General features: G+C 63.3%; 14 protein-coding genes and 3 tRNA genes. 4 read left to right on the forward strand and 13 right to left on the reverse strand.

The features are described 5' to 3' along the window. The first annotated feature begins 2 nt into the window (after positions 1-2). Entirely contained in the window at positions 3-1,160 is a 1,158-nt protein-coding gene (locus ACSVHC_RS18845) for a cysteine desulfurase family protein (protein WP_437770720.1), read from the forward strand. Positions 1,161-1,249: 89 nt separating this feature from the next. Here ACSVHC_RS18845 and ACSVHC_RS18850 read toward each other — a convergent pair whose 3' ends face one another. The 3 genes from ACSVHC_RS18850 to ACSVHC_RS18860 are packed head-to-tail and all read right to left on the reverse strand — an operon-like array spanning position 1,250 to position 3,304. Beyond that, positions 1,250-1,741: a GtrA family protein gene (locus ACSVHC_RS18850; protein WP_437770719.1), complete on the reverse strand. Its 492-nt coding sequence runs from the start codon at positions 1,739-1,741 to the stop codon at positions 1,250-1,252. 18 nt (positions 1,742-1,759) lie between these two features. After that, on the reverse strand, positions 1,760-2,608 hold the full coding sequence (locus tag ACSVHC_RS18855) for a fumarylacetoacetate hydrolase family protein (protein WP_437770718.1): 849 nt from the start codon (positions 2,606-2,608) through the stop codon (positions 1,760-1,762). A gap of 27 nt (positions 2,609-2,635) precedes the next feature. Beyond that, positions 2,636-3,304 carry a DUF1684 domain-containing protein gene (locus ACSVHC_RS18860; RefSeq protein ID WP_437770717.1) on the reverse strand — a complete coding sequence of 223 codons (669 nt, stop codon included), beginning with the start codon at positions 3,302-3,304 and terminating at the stop codon, positions 2,636-2,638. Between the two features lie 122 nt (positions 3,305-3,426). On the opposite strand from ACSVHC_RS18860, the gene ACSVHC_RS18865 reads away from it, so the two are divergent. Together ACSVHC_RS18865 and ACSVHC_RS18870 are read left to right on the forward strand one after the other, a co-directional pair. Beyond that, the gene (locus ACSVHC_RS18865) at positions 3,427-4,236 is read left to right on the forward strand and encodes a hypothetical protein (protein ID WP_439181205.1); all 810 of its coding nucleotides are present in this window, start codon (positions 3,427-3,429) and stop codon (positions 4,234-4,236) included. 79 nt (positions 4,237-4,315) lie between these two features. Continuing rightward, complete coding sequence (locus ACSVHC_RS18870) at positions 4,316-5,122, forward strand: transglutaminase-like domain-containing protein (protein ID WP_437770715.1); 807 nt, start codon at positions 4,316-4,318, stop codon at positions 5,120-5,122. Between the two features lie 6 nt (positions 5,123-5,128). Here ACSVHC_RS18870 and ACSVHC_RS18875 read toward each other — a convergent pair whose 3' ends face one another. The 7 genes from ACSVHC_RS18875 to bcp all read right to left on the reverse strand — a co-directional run bounded on the left by ACSVHC_RS18875 (position 5,129) and on the right by bcp (position 14,200). Beyond that, entirely contained in the window at positions 5,129-5,608 is a 480-nt protein-coding gene (locus ACSVHC_RS18875; protein ID WP_437770714.1) for a MarR family winged helix-turn-helix transcriptional regulator, read from the reverse strand. Further along, positions 5,605-6,726 (reverse strand): LLM class flavin-dependent oxidoreductase, encoded by a 1,122-nt coding sequence (locus tag ACSVHC_RS18880; RefSeq protein ID WP_437770713.1) that lies wholly within the window; start codon positions 6,724-6,726, stop codon positions 5,605-5,607. The genes ACSVHC_RS18875 and ACSVHC_RS18880 overlap by 4 nt, the downstream gene beginning before the upstream one ends. A gap of 126 nt (positions 6,727-6,852) precedes the next feature. Then, complete coding sequence (locus ACSVHC_RS18885; protein ID WP_439181206.1) at positions 6,853-10,077, reverse strand: efflux RND transporter permease subunit; 3,225 nt, start codon at positions 10,075-10,077, stop codon at positions 6,853-6,855. Positions 10,078-10,141: 64 nt separating this feature from the next. After that, on the reverse strand, positions 10,142-11,647 hold the full coding sequence (locus ACSVHC_RS18890) for a malate:quinone oxidoreductase (protein ID WP_437770711.1): 1,506 nt from the start codon (positions 11,645-11,647) through the stop codon (positions 10,142-10,144). 79 nt (positions 11,648-11,726) lie between these two features. Further along, entirely contained in the window at positions 11,727-13,394 is a 1,668-nt protein-coding gene (locus ACSVHC_RS18895) for an ABC transporter substrate-binding protein (RefSeq protein ID WP_437770710.1), read from the reverse strand. A gap of 133 nt (positions 13,395-13,527) precedes the next feature. Further along, a tRNA-Leu gene (locus ACSVHC_RS18900) sits at positions 13,528-13,609 on the reverse strand. A 117-nt stretch (positions 13,610-13,726) separates the two neighbouring features. Continuing rightward, entirely contained in the window at positions 13,727-14,200 is a 474-nt protein-coding gene (gene bcp / locus ACSVHC_RS18905) for a thioredoxin-dependent thiol peroxidase (RefSeq protein WP_437770709.1), read from the reverse strand. 109 nt (positions 14,201-14,309) lie between these two features. Here bcp and ACSVHC_RS18910 point away from each other — a divergent pair, with 109 nt between their 5' ends. Continuing rightward, a complete protein-coding gene (locus ACSVHC_RS18910; RefSeq protein WP_439181207.1) occupies positions 14,310-14,798 on the forward strand; it encodes a MarR family winged helix-turn-helix transcriptional regulator in 489 nt (162 codons plus the stop codon). Positions 14,799-14,913: 115 nt separating this feature from the next. Here ACSVHC_RS18910 and ACSVHC_RS18915 read toward each other — a convergent pair. From ACSVHC_RS18915 to ACSVHC_RS18925, 3 genes are all read right to left on the reverse strand, one after another. Further along, a tRNA-Lys gene (locus ACSVHC_RS18915) sits at positions 14,914-14,989 on the reverse strand. Between the two features lie 70 nt (positions 14,990-15,059). Then, positions 15,060-15,135: transfer RNA gene (locus ACSVHC_RS18920), tRNA-Lys, on the reverse strand. A gap of 113 nt (positions 15,136-15,248) precedes the next feature. Further along, positions 15,249-16,355 carry a PQQ-dependent sugar dehydrogenase gene (locus tag ACSVHC_RS18925; RefSeq protein WP_437770707.1) on the reverse strand — a complete coding sequence of 369 codons (1,107 nt, stop codon included), beginning with the start codon at positions 16,353-16,355 and terminating at the stop codon, positions 15,249-15,251. Positions 16,356-16,371: the final 16 nt, after the last annotated feature.

Here is a 16,371-nt window from a genome sequence, read left to right on the forward strand (position 1 = left end):
CCATGATCTTCCTCGACGCCGCGGCGACCACACCCGTCCGCAGGGAAGTCCTCGAAGCGATGTGGCCGTACCTGACGGGGGAGTTCGGCAATCCCTCAAGCCATCACAGCCTCGGCGAAGCTGCTGCGAACGCGTTGTCGGGTGCACGGGCGTCGGTAGCGAAAGCCTTGGGTTGCCGGCCCGGCGAGATCACCTTCACTTCCGGCGGCACCGAGGCGGACAACCTGGCAGTGAAAGGAATCGCCCTCGCGAGACGTGCGGCGGACGCTGCGCTGAACCGCGTTGTCATCAGCGCCATCGAGCACCCCGCCGTCGAAGAATCCGCGCTCTACCTGCAACGCGTCCATGGGTTCGAGGTGGACGTGGTCCCCGTGGACCGGCACGGCGTGGTGACGCCCGAGGCGCTCCGGGCTGTGCTGGGTCCGGAGACAGCCCTCGTCAGCATCATGTATGCGAATAACGAGATCGGGACAGTGCAGCCCGTGCGGCAACTCGCGGAGGTGGCTGCGGAACATGGCGTGCCGTTCCACACGGACGCCGTCCAGGCTGCCGGCTGGCTACCGATTGGCGTCAAGGAACTGGGAGTAGACGCGCTGAGTATCTCGGGCCACAAGCTTGGCGCGCCGAAGGGCAGCGGCGTGCTCTACGCCAAGGGAAGGCTGCGCATTGAACCGCTGGTCCATGGCGGCGGCCAGGAGCGCGGCAGGCGCTCCGGGACCGAAAACGTTGCGGGTGCCGTTGCGCTAGCCACGGCACTGACTCTTGCCCATGCAGGGCAGTCGGAACTGGCGGGGCGTGTCTCGGAATTGCGGGATGCCTTCATCCGCGCTGTCCTTGACGCCGTGCCCGTTGCTGTGCTGACCGGCCACCCCTCGCAGCGCTTGCCATCTGTCGCGTCCTTCTGCTTCCCGGGGACGAGCGGCGAGTCGGTCTTGCTTGAGCTTGAGCGGCTTGGCGTGGTGTGCTCGAGCGGATCGGCCTGCGCTGCGGGATCCGACGCTCCCTCGCCGGTCCTGCTGGCCTTGGGAATCGAGGCCGAGGTGGCCCACACTGCTGTCCGTTTCAGCTTCGACTCCACGGTGACGCCAGCGGAACTGGAGCAAGCCGCGGAAGCAGTGGCCGCCGCCGTCGGGAGCGTTCAGGGGCTCGGTCGCCGCTGACGTCCCCGACCCAACTGACTCGCATTTAATGTCGTTTTGAGGGCTCAAAACGACATCTACTGCTAGCCAGTTGGGAATCCGACAGGGAATCAAACGTGGCGGGCCCGGCGGAAAATCCAGTGCCGCAGCATCGTGAACCGCACCGCCGTCGCGACGAATCCGGACAGCGTGGTGGTCCAGAGGTCCTCCTCGAGGGTGGCTTCGGGCCGCAACGCGTGCAGCACGCCCAGGCTCCCGCCGGTGATGACCAGTGCCACAGCGATCACGATCAGCCCGTTGAGGTGGTCCTGGGCTCTCTTCCGGTTGCCGCTGATCTTGAAGGTCAGCCGCCGGTTCAGGGCCGTGTTCATGAGCGAGGTGATGATCAGCGCTGCGGCGTTGGCAGGTTGGGGTCCCATCCACGGCCGGAACAGAGCGTACAGCGCCAGCGACGTGACGGTGCAGATGATCCCGACGCCGGTGAAACGGATGAGTTGCCTGACCGCCGGATAGCGCAGCACGCCTTTGCGGCGCTTGCTTGTATTTGGCCTGGAAGGGGACGTCTGCCGCGTCTCAATTGCCGGCACGGCAGGAGGCTCCATGGCTCAAGCCTTTCATATCTAGCTGGGAAATTTCTCCCAAGATGCTGCGACGACGGGGTTGCTGAGCTCTCCAATGCCCTCAACCCGGCAGGTCACAAGGTCTCCGGGCTCGATCCTGGCGCACTCAGCCGGGAAGCCTGTGAGGACCAGGTCTCCGGGGTGCAATGTCATGAACGAAGTGAGGTAGACGAGGATCTCGTCCACTTTCCATCCGAGGTCGGCCGTGCTGGCCGTCCGCAATTCCTTGCCGTTGTGCACGATACCGATTGAAAGGTCGCCCTCAGCGAGGTCGGTGACGATCCACGGTCCCGCAGGAGTGAAGGTGTCCTGGCTTTTCGCGCTGATCCATAGTTCGTCGGTCTTTTGCAGGTCCCGCGCCGAGACGTCGTTGCCGATCGTGAAACCGAGGATCGCGTCGCGCGCATTGTCGAGCGTGAGCCCGCGGACCTTTCGCCCGACGACGACGGTCAGTTCCGCTTCGGGGTCCACGTAACCGACATCCGAGGCCAGTTCGATGGCGTCGCCCGGTCCGATGACACTTGTGGCGGCTTTGTGGAACGCCTGCGCGGGCAGATCCCGGCCCGGCTGCCCGGTGTTGTGTGCCATACCGAACACATTGGCGGGCACAGACGGCGCAAGGAACGTGAACGCTTCCTCGGAAACCTCGGTGCCCCTCATCCATCCCGGTCGCCCGGCACTGCTGCTGTTTGCCGACGAGCCGGGGAACGGGCTGTCCACTACAGTCCAGTTCCGGCCTTGTGCGGAGGCGAAGTCGTCGGCGTCGTTCGCGACGAAGAAGTGTTCGTCCGGCGAGGCGGGGGAGAGCGGGCGGACCCGGGCGATCCGGTGAGCACGTGTGGAAGTCATGAAGACATCCTACGTCCTTCGGCCTCATTAGACGGGAAGGTAGAGTTCCCCCACGGGGATGTCCGCGGCCAGGCGATTCGCCGGACCGGCCAAGGGGCAGGCCCAGGCCTCGTTGTATGCGCAGGACGGGTTGTAGGCGAAATTGAAGTCGAGCACGAACTCTTGTTGCCCGGATCCGCGAAGACCGTGGAAGGCTCCCTTGATGGTGTCCAGCAAGTAGCGGCCGGCGCCGTAACTTCCTCCGGGTTTGCCGGCCGTGGCGTCGCGGAAGGGCACGAAGATGCCGCCGCCGTAGCTGCGCAGGCGCCACACGGCCAGCGAGCCGAGCTCGTCGAGGTCGAAGGTGCCGAGGCGGACAAACGGCACCACGCCGTCGGTTCCGGTCTGGACGTTCATCTCCTGGCCCGCGCCTTCCGGAGAAAGGGAAGCGTAACGGCGAAACCGGGAATCGTAGTCCGCCGTGCGCAGGCCCGAGAAAGACCGCTTGCTGGCGGGAGTCAGTGCCGAGGCCGGGTGGGTTCCGAACATGCGGTCCCGTTCCTGGCGCCAGTAGACATGGGCTTGGAAGGGGTCGTCCATCGCGATTTTACGCACGTCGTCATACAGGGCAAACGTCCGCAAACGCCAGTCCGCGATGTCCATCGCGGAGATGTCCGCCACATTGTTTTCGTCCTCATCAAGCTGATCGGGGGCCATGCGTCCAGCCTAGCCCTACGATGCGGGCCGAAGCGGCGCCGCAAGTGCATCGGTTGGGTTTCACGTGCGAAACGCCGATCGAGACAGGCAGGCGGTGGCTCGGCGCCGCTAGGCTGGTGCGCATGAGAGCAAAGCGGATCCCGTTGAAGTTTTCAGTCGCCGTCCTCGGTGCCCTCATCGTGGTCGCCACGGCTGGCTGTAGTTCCGAGGGCAAGGGCGGGCCTGTATGGACGGCCGGGTCCAACAGTGCGGCACCAGGGAGCGCGACGCCGTCGGGCTCGGGTACGGCACCGCCGTCGGGCAGTTCCACTGGGAGCCCCTCTGCCGCCAGTACCGCGACGGCGGGGGCGACCGCCTCGGCGTGGAAGACATACTCGGATCCGGCCAAGAAGGTCAGCTTTGATCTTCCGAGTGACTGGATTGCGCAATCGGTGACGCCCGACGCCGGTTCCATGCCGGGCGCACTGAAGATCGAGGTCAAAGACGCCAAGGGCGGCTATCTTGCGACCCTGCACACGGGACTGCCCTCGGCGAGTCCGGCAGACTGCAATCCGGCCGCCAAGCGCCCCTACACGGTGGTCAGCAGCGTGCCCATAGACCTGCCCCATGCCGACGGTGATTCCATGATCCCCCCGCACGTGGTGTTCCGGGTCATCCAAGGCTACAAATTCTTCGGCTCATACGGAATCACCAACTTGGTGGCCGGCACTGATGGCCAGGCCTGCCAGTTGCGGAACCTTGTGGTGGGACCCGCCGGAAAGGGCAACTACTACTTCGGGGACATGCAAGCCGTGCATGCCTTCGCCACGGACGAAGTTGTTGCTCCCGCGAAGTCCTTTGACACCTTGGACCAAGCGGCCAAGTACGTCGACCAGAGTTCGGAATTCGCCAACGTCCAGCGGATGCTATTGTCTCTGAAGGTCAATCTGTAGAACCCGGGATTGACAGAAACTCGTCGGCGCCAACCCTGCATAATTTGTGGGTTGTCCAGCCGCAACACTCCGGAGATCCATGGAACGCAACGTTGCTGCCCAGCTCGTTTTCAAGACCGTAGCCAACACCAAGGTGGCCATGGCAATAGCCGTGGCCAGCAATCCTGGCTATGAATCGTTGACCGAAGAGCTGTCAGTCACGGTGGAAGGCGAAGCTGTTCCGCTCACCGAGCTGACGGACCATCACGGTGGACGTTTCCAGTACATGGAGTTCGAGGAACCCAGCGAGGTAACTGTTGATTACCGCGCCTCGGTGGAGGGCTTGGGTGTCCCCGATGAGTCCTCCCGGATGGAGCTCATCCGCTATGTCCGTCCCAGCCGCTATGCCGAGTCCGATCGGCTTCTTCCGACGTCGTACGCCGAGTTCGGCGGGCTGCACGGCGAGGAGCTGTTGCAGGCAGTCCGGAACTGGGTCCACAACGAGCTCCGTTACGTCAGTGGTTCCTCGCGGGGGACGGACGGCGCAGTGGAAACGCTCCTGCACCGCAAAGGTGTTTGCCGGGACTTCGCCCACCTTGCCATTGCCCTCCTGCGCTCCAAGGACATCCCCGCCCGTCTCGCCGCGGTGTATGCGCCCGGGTTGAGCCCCATGGACTTCCATGCCGTGGCTGAGGCCCACATCGACGGAACCTGGTACGTGATCGATCCCACCGGCCTGGCTCCGCGCGAGTCCATGCTGCGTATTACGGCCGGACGCGATTCCTCGGACACGGCGTTCCTGTCCACGGTGGGCGGCAGCTTGTCGTTGAAGAGCTTGAAGGTCACCGCGATAGTGGCCGACGCTTTGCCGGATGAGGATCCGGCAAAGCTGGTCGTCCTCCGCTAGTTTTCGCTAGCCTTCGCGCGGCTGCTTGTGTGCGACGAACACTTGCAGCTTTTCCGTCAGGCGAAGCAGCTCACGCTGCTCTTCGGCTGTCAGGGCCGGGGCCACAAGTTCGGCGATGTCGCGGATGTGCTCGCGGCCGATCTCCTTCTGTAGTTCCTGCCCGGCCGCCGTAAGCCCCAGCAGGATCCCGCGTCCGTCGTCGGGAGCGATGCTGCGCTCCACGAGACCGCGCTTCTCCAACCTGTCAACCAGCCTGCTCAGGCTGGATTGGCTGAGCAGGACGTGATCGTTGATCTCGTTCAGCCGCAGCTTGCCCGTGGGGCAACGGGAAAGAGTGAACAGGACGTCATACTCCTTGATGGGCAGCTTCTTGAACGCCTGCCCGGCCTGGAGCCGGCGCATCACCGCCACCTGGGAGCGGAACAAGGACTCCCAGGTTTCGGCGGCGAGGCGCACGGCGGACGAGGTGGGTGCTGCGGTGGTCATGGGGTCCGCCCGGCGGAATTGGAAACCGCCTCGCTGGCCGAGGCGATCACGGACGCTGCCACCCGGGATGCATGGGTGGGTGCATCAGGTACGTGGGCCGGCTTGCGGTCCTCGAATTCCTTGCGCAGGACCGGCAGGACTTCTTCGCCAAAGAGGTCCAGTTGCTCCAGGACGGTCTTGAGCGGTAGGCCCGCGTGGTCCACAAGGAACAGTTGGCGCTGGTAGTCGCCAAAGTATTCGCGGAAAGTCAGGGTCTTTTCGATGACTTCCTGCGGACTGCCAACGGTCAGGGGCGTCTGGGACGTGAAGTCCTCGAGCGAGGGTCCGTGGCCGTACACCGGTGCATTGTCGAAGTAGGGGCGGAATTCCTTCACGGCGTCCTGGGAGTTCTTGCGCATGAAGAACTGCCCGCCGAGTCCCACAATGGCTTGGTCAGCGTTGCCGTGCCCGTAGTGCTCATAGCGTTCGCGGTAGAGTCCGATCAGCTGCTGGTAGTGCTCTTTGGGCCAGAAGATGTTATTGGCGAAGAAGCCGTCGCCGTAGTACGCGGCGAGTTCCGCGATCTGCGGGCTGCGGATGGAGCCGTGCCAGACGAAGGGCGCGACGCCGTCAAGCGGGCGGGGCGTGGAGGTGAAGTTCTGCAGCGGCGTGCGGTACTTGCCGCTCCAATTGACGGTGTCCTCATCCCAGAGCCGGCGGAGCAGGGAATAGTTCTCCACAGCGAGTTCGATCCCGTCCTGGATGTTCTTGCCGAACCAGGGGTAGACGGGGGCGGTGTTGCCGCGGCCCATGATGAGGTCCACGCGGCCATCCGCGAGGTGCTGGAGCATCGCGAAATCTTCGGCGATCTTGACGGGATCGTTCGTGGTGATCAGCGTGGTGGACGTTGACAGCGTGATGCGTTCAGTCTGCGCTGCGATGTACGCCAGTGTGGTGGTGGGGGAGGAAGAGAAGAAGGGGCGGTTGTGGTGCTCGCCGATCGCATAGACGTCCATGCCGATCTCTTCGACCTTCTTTGCGATCGCCACGGCGGCCTTGATGCGTTCGTTCTCCGTGGGGGTGTGGCCCGTGGTGGGGTCAGTGGTGATGTCGCTGACGCTGAATACGCCGATCTCCATGATGTGCCTTTCTGCCTGCCCGATTGGTGTGCGGGCTCTGCCAACAGTCTATCCCAAAATAGATGCATTTGCATGTATCACTGCCTGCAACAGGGTACGGCATCATTTTGTTCCCGGTGTATCGCCCTACTCGGCGGGACTGGAGGCAGACCGGCGGCCGGTGAGTTTCGGAATCATTCCGGTAGTCCAGTCCGCGTGTTCGTCCTCGCCGTGTCCGGCGATACCGTCCTTCGCGACGTCGGGGCGTTGCATGAGTGCCTTGAGCAGCGCCTTCTTCTCCCGCCGGCCTTCGACCAGTTTGTAGAGGACGGGCACAAGGACGAGCGTCAAAGCCGTGGACGAAACAAGGCCGCCGATAACCACGATCGCGAGCGGCCGGGAAATGAACCCGCCGCCTCCCGTGAGGCCCAAAGCCATGGGCGTCAGGGCGAATACTGTAGCAAGCGCCGTCATGAGGATAGGACGTAGCCGCTGCCTGGCGCCGTGCGTGATGGCATCCGCCACGGTCATTCCGGGGCTGCCATCGTGTGGTTTGCGGTACTGGTTGATGAGGTCGATCAGCACGATCGCATTGGTCACGACGATTCCCACCAACATCAGCATGCCGATCAGGGAAGGCAGTCCGAGAGGAACACCCGTGACCAGGAGCAAAGCGATGGCGCCGGTCGCCGCGAAAGGCACGGAGACCAACAGGATGAGGGGCTGGATGAGGGACTTGAACGCGGCCACCATGATGACATAGACAATGGCGACGGCGGCCAGGAGCGCGAGGCCGAGCTGGCGGAAGGAGTCCGCCTGCTGAGTCGTGGCGCCGCCGATGGTGGCGGTAACGCCCGCAGGCAGCTGCACCGAGGCCAGCCGGTCGCTGACGGCCGTGCTGACGGCGCCAAGATTGGAGCCCGACGGCGTCACGGTCACCTTCGCGCTCCGCTGGCCGTTGCTGCTGGTGATGGAGACCGGAGTGTCCACTTGGTCTACGGACGCGATGCTCGAGAGCGGAACCGGCCCCGCCGGCGTCGGGAGATTGATGGCCCTGACATCGGCGATGCTGCTGAAGTGCGTGCCTTCGCCGATCTGTACCGGGAAGTCCGTGGTGTCGATACGGACAGTGCCTGCGGGGACGGGACTGACGGTGGACGCCAGGACGCCGGCAACTTGTTCTTCGTTCAGCCCGGCGGCGACGGCCTTGGCGCGATCAACCTTCACCTGCACTACCGACTGGCTGGCATCCAGGTTTGTGGCTACCTCGGCACTCCCGGGCACGCCGTCCATGGCCTTGGCCACCGCGTCGCTTGCCGTCTTGAGATCCGCCGAGTTGGCAGCGTTGATGGTGATGTCGACGCTGGAGGACGTGCCGAGGCCGCCTTGCTGCGCACCAACAGTGACCTTCCCGGGAGCCGAGGCGCTGGCGAGGCGGGACCGGACTGTGTCCTGCAGTTTCTGCTGGTCAGCCTTATCGTCCGTCACCACCGTGAAAGTCGAGTTGGAAGCGCCACTTGAGGTGAGGGCGGCGAATCCCGTTTGGGCGTTGCCCGAGGTGACCTGGACGTCCTTGATTCCGTCGATCCCGCGGAGGACCGATTCCAGCTGCGCGGCGGCGGCGCCGGTCTGCTCCAGGCTGGTGCCGGCAGGAAGGACCTGGCGCACGGTCATGCTGTTCTGGCCGGAGTTGCCGAGCAGGTCCGTGGCGAGCAGAGGGGACATGGCAGCTGTTCCACCCAATACCAGGACCGCGGCGACGATCGTCATGACCGGGTGCTTCTGGGTCTTGGACAGGATGGGCAAATAGCCGCGCTGCAGCCGGCTGCGTTGCTCTGCCTCGTGCGCCTTGGTTCGGGCATCCTCCGCGGCACGGACGTCCTCCGCGGCCGTGGCCGGCGACGGCGATTTGAGGAACCAGTACGCCAGCACCGGAACGATGGTGAGGGACACGAGCAACGAGGACAACAGGGCGATGGTCACCGTCAGGGCGAACGGCCGGAATAGTTCGCCCGCCAGGTTGCCCACAAAGGCGATCGGCAGGAAGACGGCAACCGTGGTGAGGGTGGACGCCGTGATGGCGCCGGCGACTTCCCGGATCGAATTGAGGATGGCCGCGAGCTTGTGCTCGCCGTAGCTGAGGTGCCGTTTGATGTTCTCGATCACCACGATCGAGTCGTCCACAACACGGCCGATTGCGATGGTCAGTGCGCCAAGCGTGAGGATGTTGAGCGAGTAGTGGGTTGCCGATATGCCGATGAACGTGATTAGGAGCGACAGCGGAATGGATACCGCCGTCACGAGCGTGGAGCGTACGGACATCAGGAACACGAGGATGATTGCCACCGCGAAGCTAAGTCCAAGAAGGCCTTCCGTGGTGAGGTCCTTGATGGACTTTTCGATGTACGGGGCCTGGTCGAACACTGGCGTGAAGTGCGCATTGGAGCCGAGTTCGGCTTCCATCTGGGGAATGGAATCCTTGACAGCGTGCGAAATGGCGACGGTATCGCCGTCGGGCTTCTTCGTGATGGACAGGGCCAGCGTGGGTTTCCCGTTAGTCCGGGTAATCGAGGTTGCGGCGTCGTCCTTGATGCCAACGTCGGCAACCGAGCCGATCGTGGTTCCGGCCTTCGCTCCGGTGAGCGGCAAGCCCTTGATGACGTCGAGGGAGTCCACCGGGCTGCCGATCTGCAGGGAGAGGGTCTTGCCCTGATCCTCGATGGTTCCGGCCGGGACGAGAGTCCCGTTGTTCTTGAGGGCGTTCGTAAGGGACTGAACCGTGGCGCCGCTGGCGGCCATGGCCTGGGCTTTGGGTTGGATCAGGATGTGCTGGGTAGCCCCGCCCGTCACGTCGGCGCTCCGGACCCCGTCCAGTTTCTGGAGCCGGGGGACGCTCAAGCGCTGCAGGTCCGTGTTCAGCTCGCTGAGGGACTTGTCCGAAGAGACCGCCAGGTACACGATCGGGAAGTCGCTGATGCTGCCGGCAAAAGACCGGGGCTCGACGTCGGCAGGCAGAACGCGCTTGGCGTTGGAGATGGCGCGATCGATCTGGTTGCGTGCGCGGTCCAGGTTCGAACCGTAGGTAAACACCATGGAGATCTGCGAAACACCGTTCCGCGACGTCGACGTGGTCGATTCCAGGCCCTCGACGCTGTTCAGTGCCGCTTCGAGGGGACGGCTGAGTTGCTTGTCGACAACTTCCGGGGACGCGCCCGGCATCGCCGTGATCACCGAGATCTGCGGGAACTCGATCGAGGGGATGAGCTCCTGCTTGAGGGAAGACATGGTGATCACGCCGAACACCGCCGCGAAGACGGTGATCAGCGCAATCAATGCCCTGTTCGCCAGTGAAAGCTTTGCCAGACGGAACATTGCACTGTCTCCTGGGATCTACGGTCTGTTTCTTGTCTCGAACCGGCCGCAGCCCGGACGGTTGCTAGTGCTGAACGGCGTCGGCGGGCTCAAGCTGGAGCGAACGGGCAGTGCTCGATTCCAGCTCGGCGGCAAGGTCCGGATTGTCGTTCAGTTTGACGCCGTAGCCTGGCATCATTTCCTTGAGCTTGGACTGCCAGCCCTTGAAGTTCTTCGGGAAGGACCGCTGGAGCATCTCGATCATGATCGGGACCGCGGTTGAGGCTCCGGGGGAGGCGCCGAGCAGTGCCCCGATGGAGCCGTCACGAGCCGTGATGACTTCGGTGCCGAACTGCAGCACGCCGCCCTTCTTGGAGTCCTTCTTGATGATCTGCACCCGCTGGCCCGCGGTGATGAGCTCCCAATTGCCGCCGTCGGCCTGGGGGTAGTACTCGCGGAGGGACTCCACCTTGGCGTCGTGGCGCTTGGCGACTTCCTTGATGAGGTACGCAGTCAGGTCCATGTTGTCCTTGGCCACGGCCAGCATCGGGATGATGTTGCTCGGGCGGATGGACAGCGGCAGGTCAAGGTAGCTGCTCGTCTTGAGGAAGTTGGTGGAGAAGCCGGCGTACGGGCCGAAAAGCAGGGAACGCTTGCCGCCAACGTAGCGAGTATCCAGGTGCGGCACGGACATGGGCGGGGCACCCACGGAGGCCTGGCCGTATACCTTGGCGCTGTGCTGGCCGGCGATAGCCTCGTCAGTGCAGCGGAAGAACTGCCCGGAAACCGGGAAACCGCCGTAGCCCTTGCTTTCCGGGATGCCTGATGCCTGGAGCAAGTGGAGCGCTCCGCCGCCGGCGCCGACAAAGACGAACTTGGCGTGGATCTGGCCGTGTTCGCCGGAAGCGGGGTGCTTGAGCGAAAGGTCCCAGCCGCCGTCGGAGGCTTTGCTCACATTGGTGACGTCGTGGCCGTAGTTGACTTCAACGCCGTTGGCAGCGAGGTAGCCGGTCAGTTCGCGGGTCAAGGCGCCGAAGTCGACGTCGGTGCCTTCCGCCGCGCGGGTGGCGGCAACGCGCTGCTTGGCGTCGCGGCCCCTGACGATGAGCGGAGCCCACTTGGCGATCTGTGCCTGGTCTTCCGTGTATTCCATGCTGCGGAAGAGCGTGTTGGGCTTGAGTGCCTCGTAGCGGGTCTTGAGGAAGTCTGCGTGCTTGTCTCCGATGACGAAGCTCATATGCGGGACGGTGTTGATGAAGCCCTTGGGGGAGCCGATCAACTTGTTGTCCACGAGGTGGGACCAGAACTGCCGGGAGAGCTGGAATTGCTCGTTGATGTGGAGGGCCTTGGACGGGTCAACGGAGCCGTCCTTCGCTGCAGGTGAGTAATTAAGCTCACACAGCGCTGCGTGCCCGGTTCCCGCGTTGTTCCACGGTCCGGAGCTTTCCAGGCCGGCTTCGTCGAGTCGCTCAAAGAGGGAGATGGTCCAGCTGGGTTCGAGTTGCTTGATGAACGCACCCAAGGTTGCGCTCATGATCCCGCCCCCAATAAGGACGACGTCAGCGTGGTTTGTCTTGGAAATGAAGGTCACGATCAATCTCCGATAGCGGCGGCACTGGCTGTCACAGAATATCCCCGCGTAGGCGCATAACTGAAATTGCGGCGGGACGTCAAGACTTCAGGCGAACGTTTGTAAAAACTTCGTTTAAGACAGGCGACGCCGGGTACTTCTCGACGCGGTCGGAAAGGGCCAACGCCGAGATCGGGAAGGCGATGGGTACCGCAGGGACCGTGGCAGCGATCTGGGCATTGATGGTCTGGTACTGGGAGTTGCGGTCAGCGCCGTCGGGCAGACCCCGGGCCCGGTCGATCTTTGAGAACACCTGTGGATCGCTGTAGCCGAACTCGCCGTTGTTTTCGCCGAACAGCGTGCCCACGAAGTTGTCCGGGTCTGAGTAGGCGCCATTCCAGCCGAGCAAATGGAGCGCATGGTCACCGGGGGACTGGACCTTCTGGAGGTAGCCGTCGTCCCAGTTCACGGGTACCGGCTTGATGTTCAGCCCGATGGCGGTGAGCTCCGCACTGATCTCCGCGTAGATCTTCTCCGGAGTGGGAAGGTAGGCGCGCGTGACATTGAGCGGGTAGTAGAACTTGAGTTCCTCGCCTTTGTAGCCGGACTTGGCGAGCAGTTGCTTGGCTTTGTCCGGGTCGTATCCCAGGGACGGTGCGTTGTTGTTGAAGCCGCTCAGCTTGGGGGGAACGAACTGGGTCGCCGGCGAGGTGTTGTCGATGAAGAACTTGTGGATGAGGGTGTCTTTGTCGATGGCCATCTCGATTGCCTGGCGCACGCCAAGGTTCTGGAGGGGCGCCACGGACTCGTTCATCCCCAGGTACATCACGGAAAACGGATCCCGTTGGACGATTTGCATGCCCTTCTTGACCAATTGGTCGAAGGTGCCGGCGGTGACAAGGTCATATCCGTCGATGGTTCCTGCGAGCAAGGCCGAGAGCCGGGCCTGCGGATAGTCAAACGGAATGAAGTTGACTGTGGCTATCTCTCCGCGGTCGCCCCAGTAGCCCTTGTAGCTGTTGAGCGTGATGCGGTTCTGGGTCCATGAGGAGAAAACGTACGGGCCCGTGCCCACGGGGTGGGAGGCGTAGGCCGATGCCGGCTGACCGGACAGTTTCTTGTCCAGGGCGTCGGCCTTGCCGTCCGTCATCGCTTTCGGGGACGACATCGCGAACGCCGGCAGCGTCAAGGCCTGAAGGAAGCCCGTGAAAGGCTTGGCCAGATTGATTTGGACGTGGTCGGGAGAGACAACCTTGCAGTTCTTGAAGAGCGAAAGGGAAGGTTCGTCCGAGAAGGATTTGAAGACGCTCTTGAATGCGATGCCCGGTGCCTGCTGACGCACGGCCACCGGGAAGTTGAACCAACGGTTGAAATTGCTGCAGACGGCTGCGGCGTCAAAGACGGTTCCATCGTGGAAGGTCACCTTTGACCGCAACTTGAAGTCGTAGCTAAGTCCGTCATTCCCTTGCGACCAAGAGGTGGCCAGCAGGGGAGTTGGCTGGCCGGTGGACGCGTCGACCCCTACGAGGCCTTCCATCACTTGCCGGGTGACGCGATACGACTCGGAGTCGTTCGTCACGGCGGGATCGAGCCCAAGCGGCATCGACGGGGTGCCAAAGTTGAAGGTCTTGCTCGGCTCTGCCGAGGCGCCGCCCGCGGCCGATGTCGACGGTGCCGGTCCGGGACTTACAGTGCACGAGGTCAAGGCCACGGCCAGAAGGCCTGCGCCGATTTGTAGCGTGACTCGGCGAAGCTTGCTGCTTACCACTCTTGTCCCCTCAAGGCAGTTGGACGGGCTGAGGCCCGCGGCAGCCGGACCGCAGTCCAGTCTAGTTCAGGGCCCTGAGTCCCGGCTGGAAACCGGAAGTGCCCCGGCCAAGGACCGGGGCACTTCCTGAATGTGCGCAAGGGGGGACTTGAACCCCCACGCCCGAAGGCACAGGAACCTAAATCCTGCGTGTCTGCCAATTTCACCACTCGCGCTGGTGTTGGTATCCGGACCGGGATCCAGGGATTCCCGCTCCGGTCATATACCGGCCTCCATTGTACCCGCGGTTTCGCGCCACCTATTCCAGCCGCGCCTATGCGGCGATGCCGTGGCTACTTGTCGAGTTTGAGGTCCCTGCGGAGTTTGGCGACATGGCCGGTGGCCCGCACGTTGTACTGTGCCACGGCCACCTTGCCGTCGGGGTCCACCACGATCGTCGAGCGGATGAGCCCTTGGTAGGTGCGCCCGTAGTTCTTCTTTTCGCCCCAAGTCGCATAGGCCTCAGCCACGTGGTGCCCTTCGTCGGACAGCAGGGGGAAAGTCAGTGCTTCTTCGGCCACAAACTTTTCCAGGTCCTTCACCGTGTCCGGAGAGATGCCAAGGACCTCGTAACCGGCAGCCTGAAGGGTTGCGAGGGAATCGCGGAAGTCGCAGGCTTGCTTGGCACATGCCGGCGTGGAAGCCGCGGGGTAGAAATAAATAACGGTATTGCGGCCGCGGTACGAGGCCAGGCTGACCTCGCGACCCGTGTGATCCTTGAGGGTGAAGTCCGGGGCAGTGCCGCCTGGAATGAGTCGTTCGGCCATTTGTGCTCCTTGCTAGCGTTCGCGATCACTTAGCTTAGTGACGGGCTGGCCGCTTCACGAATTGAACGTCGGTCCTGATCTGCGCGCTGCGGTCTATATACTGGCCCTTATGCCTGATATGGAACGGTGGCCCACCGGGCGCCTGCTCTCCACGGCCGCGCGACTCGTGGAGCATGCCTGGAACGAGAAACTGCGCGGTATGGACCTGACCCATGCCGGGGTCATTGTCATGGAAGTACTTGCCGTCAACGGACCGACCACGCAGTTGACGCTCGCACAGATCGTCCGGGTTCAGGCTCAGACAATGGGGAAGACGCTCACCAGGCTGGAAGCCCACGGCCACGTCAGCCGCGCGCGCAGCGTGTCCGACCGCCGGAGCCAAGTAGTCAGTTTGACCGAGGCGGGGGAGCACACCCTCGGGCTCGCCACGCAATTGGAACGCGAAGTGCTTGCACCTGTGCCCGTGGACACTGCCAAACTGCGGCGGGAGCTCCAGTCGCTGGTACGCGAACTGGCGAACAATCATTCCTCGGCAGTCGTAAACGACATTGTGGCCGCAGCGGATTCAGGCGCGGCGCCGGGCGAAGCCTCCAACTAAGCTTCTGGGGCCTGGTCCGGTGAAGCTGGTCCGGTAAAGTCCGGCCCGCGGCGGAGCCGGCGGAAAAGCAAAAAGATCCCTGGACGGCCATTCAGCCATCCAGGGATCTTCCCTTTGGTGCACCCCCCGGGACTTGAACCCGGAACCCATTGATTAAGAGTCAATTGCTCTGCCAATTGAGCTAGAGGTGCAATTGTTTGTTGCTCGCAACGCAAAGAAATAACCCTTGAGCGGCTGCTGCCGCTCAAGGGTCCTTCCCTTTGGTGCACCCCCCGGGACTTGAACCCGGAACCCATTGATTAAGAGTCAATTGCTCTGCCAATTGAGCTAGAGGTGCATTTGTCGATTTCGATCAACGGAGGGCTTTTCTTCCCTCGTTGATCTCCGCAACGACATGTAACTCTACACGACAGTTGCCGAAGTGTGAAATCGGCCCGGCCCTCCTGCGCGTCACTGGCGGGAAGGCTTCAGGACCAGCGCAAAGTCAGGGTTTTGGTTGTTGCTAAGGACCCAAAGCGTGCCGTCCGGCGCAAGCGAAATGTCCCTGAGTCGCCCGTAGTCCGCAGTGAGGTATGCCACGGGATTCCCCGCCGTTTCTCCGTTGAGCGGTACCGTCCACAAACGCTGCCCGCGCAGCGCGCACGTGAACGCCGTTCCGTTCACGATCTCCAGCCCGCTCGGCGAGGCATCCGCCGTCGACGGCCAGACCACTTTGGCGTCGATGTAGCCGGCGCGGCCGGGCGCCCCGGTCACTACCGGCCAGCCGTAGTTGCCGCCCGCCTCGATGAGGTTGAGTTCGTCGTTGACGTCAGGGCCGAATTCGCTCGCCCACAGCCTGCCGGAGCTGTCCCAGGCGAGCCCTTGCACATTGCGGTGCCCGTAGCTGTAAACGGGGTTGCCAAACGGGTTGCCCGGCGCGGCTTTGCCCTCGGGGGTAAGCCGCAGGATCTTCCCGCCGAGCGCATTGCGGTCCTGCGCCCGCTCGGGGTGCTGCGCATCTCCCGTGCCGACGTAGAGGAACCCGTCGGGGCCGAAGCGGATGCGGCCGCCGTTGTGGGTCGAGGCTTTGGGGATGCCTGAGAAGATGACTTCCGGTGTGCCGAGGCTCAGCCGCCCGTCCGCGGCCTGCTCCAGGCGGGTGCGCGAAATTCTGTTGTCCGATTCGGCGGTGAAATAGGCGTAAAGCAGGCGGTCGCTGGCGAACGCGGGGGATAGGGCCAGCCCCAGCAGTCCGCCTTCGCCGCCGGGTACGACGCCGGGAAACTCGCCAACCGTCGTGGACCGGTCGTTCCGGACCGATTTGATCAGCTTGCTGTCGCGTTCGGAGATGATGGCAGTTCCGTCGCTGAGGAAAACGATGGACCACGGGAGTGTCAGATTCAGGTCAAGCTTCCGAAGCAGCTCCGGTCCGTTGCCTTGGGTGGGCACCGGACCGGGAGTACTCCCTGTGCAGGCGCCTACCAGCAAAGCCACGAGGCAGGCCACCGCTATCAGGGCCCGGGCAAGCGCAAGGCGGGACCGGAAAACGCTCCCCGATCCCGCCTTTGCGTGGTTCATTGCTCGTCCTGGTTGC

The sequence above is a fragment of the Arthrobacter sp. KNU-44 genome (assembly GCF_051843155.1).
GTDB lineage: Bacteria > Actinomycetota > Actinomycetes > Actinomycetales > Micrococcaceae > Arthrobacter.

What these genes read in the sequence shown, in the direction of transcription:
- ACSVHC_RS18845 (WP_437770720.1), top strand. Translation starts at nt 3, where the DNA reads ATGATCTTCCTCGACGCCGCGGCGACCACACCCGTCCGCAGGGAAGTC.
- ACSVHC_RS18850 (WP_437770719.1), bottom strand. Translation starts at nt 1,741, where the DNA reads ATGGAGCCTCCTGCCGTGCCGGCAATTGAGACGCGGCAGACGTCCCCT.
- ACSVHC_RS18855 (WP_437770718.1), bottom strand. Translation starts at nt 2,608, where the DNA reads ATGACTTCCACACGTGCTCACCGGATCGCCCGGGTCCGCCCGCTCTCC.
- ACSVHC_RS18860 (WP_437770717.1), bottom strand. Translation starts at nt 3,304, where the DNA reads ATGGCCCCCGATCAGCTTGATGAGGACGAAAACAATGTGGCGGACATC.
- ACSVHC_RS18865 (WP_439181205.1), top strand. Translation starts at nt 3,427, where the DNA reads ATGAGAGCAAAGCGGATCCCGTTGAAGTTTTCAGTCGCCGTCCTCGGT.
- ACSVHC_RS18870 (WP_437770715.1), top strand. Translation starts at nt 4,316, where the DNA reads ATGGAACGCAACGTTGCTGCCCAGCTCGTTTTCAAGACCGTAGCCAAC.
- ACSVHC_RS18875 (WP_437770714.1), bottom strand. Translation starts at nt 5,608, where the DNA reads ATGACCACCGCAGCACCCACCTCGTCCGCCGTGCGCCTCGCCGCCGAA.
- ACSVHC_RS18880 (WP_437770713.1), bottom strand. Translation starts at nt 6,726, where the DNA reads ATGGAGATCGGCGTATTCAGCGTCAGCGACATCACCACTGACCCCACC.
- ACSVHC_RS18885 (WP_439181206.1), bottom strand. Translation starts at nt 10,077, where the DNA reads ATGTTCCGTCTGGCAAAGCTTTCACTGGCGAACAGGGCATTGATTGCG.
- bcp (WP_437770709.1), bottom strand. Translation starts at nt 14,200, where the DNA reads ATGGCCGAACGACTCATTCCAGGCGGCACTGCCCCGGACTTCACCCTC.
- ACSVHC_RS18910 (WP_439181207.1), top strand. Translation starts at nt 14,310, where the DNA reads ATGCCTGATATGGAACGGTGGCCCACCGGGCGCCTGCTCTCCACGGCC.
- ACSVHC_RS18925 (WP_437770707.1), bottom strand. Translation starts at nt 16,355, where the DNA reads ATGAACCACGCAAAGGCGGGATCGGGGAGCGTTTTCCGGTCCCGCCTT.